This window comes from Viridibacillus sp. NPDC096237 (assembly GCF_050278625.1).
Taxonomy (GTDB): Bacteria; Bacillota; Bacilli; order Bacillales_A; family Planococcaceae; genus Viridibacillus.
The window spans coordinates 1-5,581 of sequence record NZ_JBNNTI010000088.1; the positions used below are offsets into that span (position 1 = coordinate 1).

Annotated in this window: 4 protein-coding genes and 4 pseudogenes; all 8 read left to right on the forward strand. The window is 32.1% G+C overall.

The annotated features are described in order from the left end of the window. Positions 1–170: 170 nt before the first annotated feature. The 8 genes and pseudogenes from ACQKMD_RS21555 (at position 171) to ACQKMD_RS21590 (ending at position 5,255) form a co-directional block, all read left to right on the forward strand. Complete coding sequence (locus ACQKMD_RS21555) at positions 171–425, forward strand: hypothetical protein (RefSeq protein WP_427754593.1); 255 nt, start codon at positions 171–173, stop codon at positions 423–425. Between the two features lie 382 nt (positions 426–807). Then, positions 808–1,290 (forward strand): annotated as a pseudogene (gene lepB, locus ACQKMD_RS21560) (signal peptidase I). 281 nt (positions 1,291–1,571) lie between these two features. After that, positions 1,572–2,435, forward strand: a complete 864-nt coding sequence (locus ACQKMD_RS21565) for an alpha/beta fold hydrolase (protein ID WP_427754595.1) — start codon at positions 1,572–1,574, stop codon at positions 2,433–2,435. A gap of 441 nt (positions 2,436–2,876) precedes the next feature. Continuing rightward, positions 2,877–3,445 (forward strand): annotated as a pseudogene (locus ACQKMD_RS21570) (zinc-binding dehydrogenase); the annotation flags it as partial. Between the two features lie 139 nt (positions 3,446–3,584). Continuing rightward, positions 3,585–3,689, forward strand: a pseudogene (locus ACQKMD_RS21575) (MBL fold metallo-hydrolase); the annotation flags it as partial. A 136-nt stretch (positions 3,690–3,825) separates the two neighbouring features. Further along, positions 3,826–4,203 (forward strand): VOC family protein, encoded by a 378-nt coding sequence (locus ACQKMD_RS21580; RefSeq protein ID WP_427754597.1) that lies wholly within the window; start codon positions 3,826–3,828, stop codon positions 4,201–4,203. A gap of 171 nt (positions 4,204–4,374) precedes the next feature. Then, positions 4,375–4,554 (forward strand): annotated as a pseudogene (locus ACQKMD_RS21585) (Tn3 family transposase); the annotation flags it as partial. A 68-nt stretch (positions 4,555–4,622) separates the two neighbouring features. Continuing rightward, the gene (locus ACQKMD_RS21590) at positions 4,623–5,255 is read left to right on the forward strand and encodes a type 1 glutamine amidotransferase family protein (protein ID WP_427754599.1); all 633 of its coding nucleotides are present in this window, start codon (positions 4,623–4,625) and stop codon (positions 5,253–5,255) included. The last annotated feature ends 326 nt before the right edge of the window (positions 5,256–5,581 follow it).

Sequence of the window (5,581 nt, forward strand, 5' to 3'; positions counted from 1 at the left end):
TAAATGTTCTCCGATTCCTCATTTTTTTCATTATACATAAGAGTACCCTATAGAGCAGACCTTTTTTAAGTGTCTACTCTATAGGGTACATTTTATCTTACTGGTTGACCTTATTTTTATAGGATTTAATATATCAGTAGCCAGGGTAGGACGTACGGGTGCGTGGGACAATGCTGTTCGTATGGATTGTTCCAACTTGGTTATACATAAAATATTATTTACATACTAACCCATTTGACTACTTAAGAATGAACGTTAATGTTAAGAAAGGTTTATTTTGGGGAGTAGTTCTTTCACTGTTAGTTGGCTTATATTTTACTTTTGAAACTTATATCATTAATCAGCAATCATTTCAATTTTCATTATCTATTGATGATTACCTTAATGTTTTTTTTATGGCGGGGATTGCCGAAGAAATTGTTTAAAATGGCTTTTTGGAAAGCAAATGTTATAACGGCTTTATTATTTTTAGTGATACACTATCCCATTAGGATTTACAATGAAATATTCTTTCATTTTGGGACGCATATATATTTTTTTTTATTGGCTTACTCTTTGGGCTTGTGTACAAAAAGACCGGTTCATTATTATAGTCGGTTATTATATTGCACGCACTTTATAATTTTTTTGTTACCATTTTTTAGTGAAATAAATACATTGTTAATTTTATTCAAGTAATCAGAGCGTTTCTAAATAAAGTACGATTTTTTTACTAGCGCCTCAGTAATTTTAAAAAATTAATTTAAAATTTACTGATTGAAACTTTGCTTCGTATAAAACGTATTAGACTCGAAGGGGATGATATATTTGGAAAAAGAAAATAAAAATGAATTCATTAAATGGATTAAATCAATCGTAGTAGCAATTATTTTTGCTGTGGCGATTCGCACATTTATTTTTACGCCAATAGTGGTAGATGGGGCTTCAATGATGCCTACATATGAAAATGGAGACAAAGTCATTGTAAATAAAATTAGTAAACAAATTACAGAGTATGAACGCTTTGATGTAATTGTCTTTAAGGCGAAGGAAGATACCAATTATATAAAGCATGTTAAAGGTTTACCGGGTGAGCATATTGCCTATAAAGATAATATTTTATATGTCAATAGAGAACCTTATGATGAGCCTTATTTAGAAGAATATAGAAAAAACTAATTGACGGTGGTACATTAAACAGAAGATTTCACACTAGAAGAATACACTGGAAAATTAACGATTCCTGATGGTTTCTTATTCGTAGTAGGGGATAATCGAAGACATAGTTCTGATAGAGCAATCACTTCTTAAGCTAACGTAACAGGTTAGTTGAAGAAGAACTGTTGCATAGATTGGTTGTATTGGAACAATTCACTTTAAATGAAGAGGTAGTTAGATTGAATATAGGCTTATTAAATAGTTACGTTGGATTCTACAAAATTAAAAATAGCATTCTCCGTAATTGTTTTAAAAGTGTTACAACATTCTGACCCTCATTTTGATGTTTCTACTTGGCTTTATTGTAATGTATACGATCCTCTATATAATTAAATTAGGTGAATGAATGAAAAATGGATAGGAGGCTTATTCTAGTGAAGAAAACATACGGTGAATTTGCGACTAATAACGGATCTATTGAATATTCGATTGTAGGGATAGGAGAACCAGTACTCGTTTTTCATGGTGGACATTCAAATTGTCATGAAGAATTTGGATATAAAGCATTATCAGAGAATGGCTTCTCAATTATAACTCCTTCAAGAGCAGGGTACGGAAAAACATCTAAGGAAATAGGAGATTCTCTCTCAATGGCTTGTGACTACTACGCAAAACTATTACAGCATTTAAATATTGAAAAAGCTCACGTATTGGCTATATCAGCTGGTGGACCAACAGGGATTATTTTCGCCAAAAAATTTCCACACCTTACACGTTCACTTACTTTGCAATCTGCAGTCACTAAAGAATGGCTCACTCCAAAGGATCGAACATATAAGGCAGCAACGGTCTTATTCAATTCTAGAACTGAAAAGTATACTTGGGGTATGATTTCAGCGATGAATAATCGTTTCCCTCACTTTATCTTCAAACAAATGTTTTCATCTTTTAGCACTCTAAAATACAAAGATGCGAAAGATAAAATTAATGGTAATGACATTGCATTAACTGCTCAAATGAATAATCGTCAACGCTCTGGTCATGGATTCTTAATTGATTTATCGCAAACAAAGGAACTAACCGTTAAAGATTTAAAATCTATAAATTGCCCTACCTTAATTATGCATAGTAATTTTGATAGTTCAGTTGCTATAGAGCACGCCAAGCTAGCTCACGAAAATATACTACATTCAAAACTATGTCTTTTGGATACTTGGGGACACTTGATTTGGCTTGGTAACTTATCCAAAGATATTGATGATTTAGTCAAAAAATTTTTAAAAGATAATATCTCTTGATTAAGTAATTCTAACGCTAAATGATCAAAGAGCTTCTTTTGCAAATTTCAATCATTAAAAAAGTGAAATTCAATTTAAACATAATCTTGGGTTTACGTTTCCTCACACAATGTTGTGGGGAATTTTTTATTTTGTTCATTGTGGGTTGAAAGTTAGGTTCTAAAATAGACTTGTTAGAGAAAAGAGCTGCCTATGCAACTCAATGAACTTTAATTAACGCATCCGTAAATTGAATATATCGATTATTAAAGGTATTACTGCATTCATACCTTTAACGATTTTCCAGAATTTAAGATTGCTTTTATCACAAGATATTAAGCGGGAACTAATACCAAAGTTAAGTATTGAGGATGAAATTGTATTAGAAAAAATTATTAATGAAACAATAAATTTATTTTAAACAAAGGAAGAGTTTAGTACTCAATATATTTCATATCTTATACAGTTGTTGTTCTTTGTTGTGGGCCAGTTGGGTTAATGACGCAGAAGTTTGCTTGGATGAAGGGTGCTAAACGAGTTATAGCAGTAGATAACGAAAAATACCGAATGAACTATGCAAAAAAAAATAAATAAAGTAGAATTAGTAAACTTTGTATACCCAAGATGATACTGGATTGTTTATTAGAGAAATCACAAAAGGTGGAGCGGATGTTGTAATAGATGATTGTGTTGGTATGGATGGCAAAAAGTCGCCTTTGGAAGCAGTTGGGCAGATGCTTAAAGTACAGGGTGGAACAATAAGTCTTAAAAAATTGTTATGGATGCTGTACGTAAATATGGCAGCATTCAAATGACTGGTGTATATGGTGTAAGTACAATCAGTTTCCTTTGGGACATATATTTAAAAGAAATATTAGTATTAAAATGGGGCAAGCACCTGTTATGCATTTAATGCTATTTTATACAAAAAGATAATAGACGGAGAATTTGATCCAACGGAAATCATTACACATAAATTGCAACTTGAGCAAGCAAGTGAAGCTTATAAATTATTTAATGATCATGAATAGTTATACTGAAACCTTAAATAAGAATAACAAGACAAAAGGAACCTTCTAATTGGTTCCTTTACCGTTCTAAATACAGCTTGCTCCAACAGGATGGGATACAGTATATAATTGAATATGTAGGTTGAAAGAGGTGTTTTTATTGGAGAATGACTTATTTTACGGTGGAGATTACAAATATATCCCGGCTACTTCTGTGAATCGTGGGAAAGGTATTGAAGTACTTCCAGATTTGTTCTGTTATACATTTTATAGATAGTTGCTGTGCTAGTAAAATTATTTATTTTTTCCATTTATTTCATTTGCTATTTTTGAGAAGAATGATTAAAGAGTTTTTACTTAAACACTTATGATTTAATATAAAATAAAAAGGGGGATTAATATTGATATTCCGACTAGAATTATTTGTCCATAATTTAAATGTATCTAAGGAATTTTATAAAAATTTAGGGTTAAGTCTAATTTACGAAAGTGAAGAGAGGGTAAATTTTGAAGGGGATAACATAGTAATAATGTTAGCTCCAGACCATACATTACATGATAATCATCATTTTAAACGAGAAGGTTACTCTAATAAAGGAAAAGGAAAAGGAGTTGAACTAATATTATTATGTGAAAATATAGAAAAAATTTATGAGAATTTTAGAAGTTTATATCCATCTTCGATTGAATCTAAGCTAAAAAAACAAGAGTGGGGTCTTGTGGACTTTAGAGTAATGGACCCAGATGGATATTATTTTAGAATATCCACAGGAAAATAAATTAGTTTAAACACTACCAATTATGGCTGAAGTTTATGAAATTAAAGATTTATCTCTCAAAATATTTTAGTGAAAAACAGAGTGATCAATTTACATCTTAGATTAATATTATTTTTATCAATTAGGGCCAGTTACAGGAGTTGCACTCATTCCTAATACTGATGCTGTACTTTGCGTGAAATGGGGAGAATCGAAAAAACCATTTTTATTTTGGATTACATATCTAACGAAACACTACGCCGTCGAATTCAACGTGGACTAAATAAGGGGGAAGCCATGAATGGTTTAGCGCAAGCCTTATTCTTTGGAAAACGTGGTGAGTTACGTGAACGAGGATTACAAGACCAACTACCCTGACGTTAACTGTCAGGGTAGTTATATTATAATAGCTGTATCAATTGTGATTGGAGTGTTATTGGATGCAAACAAAAAAAGTTTTTCTATATGTATTTAATACAATGTCGGACTGGGAATATGGATATTTAATTGCTGAACTAAACTCAGGAAGATATTTCAAAAAAGATTTAGCACCTTTAAAAGTAATTACAGTAGGAGCTAATAAAGAAATGATTACTACTATGGGAGGACTGAGCATAAAACCAGATATTTCCCTTGATGAATGTACTCTTGAGAGTAAAGATCTTTTAATTTTACCAGGAGGGACTACTTGGAGTGAAGAAATTCATCAACCTATCTTGGAAAGAATTGGCCAAGCTTTAAAGCTTGGCACTATTGTTGCTGCAATTTGTGGTGCAACTGAGGGCCTCGCGAATATGGGATACTTAGATACTAGAAAGCATACAAGTAATAACTTAGAATATACTAAAATGGTATGTCCTAACTATAAAGGAGAAAAGTTCTATGAGTTGGGATCTGCGGTATCTGATGCGAATTTAGTTACTGCATCAGGAATAGCTCCTCTGGAATTTGCAATGGAGGTACTGAAAAAAATAGATGTATTTACACCAGATGCATTACATTCATGGTATAACCTAAATAAGACTCATCAACCTGAATACTTCTTCCAGTTAATGAATTCAATAAATAAATGAAGTAACTGAAAAGCTCAATTTCTCTATTTTGATCTGTAGAGAAGTTGGGCTTTTAATTTAGAATTTCCTTATCGTTGTAAATCCGCATTTTCCTGACGCTACCCCTTGTTATACGAGATCGTAATGTCCCAACCAGCCTAATCATGTGTTAACAAGTAGAGGGCGAACAGTTTAGTTGTCGGGATCAAGTCCCACGGGTGCTTTACTTCAATAAGGAGTAGAGCCTTTTTCTTATTGAACTACCATGAAAATTAATTTCTTCAAGAAAAGAAAAATGACAATACTTAAGAAGACCCTTGCCTAATCGTTAAAAAAAGAGGAGAGCG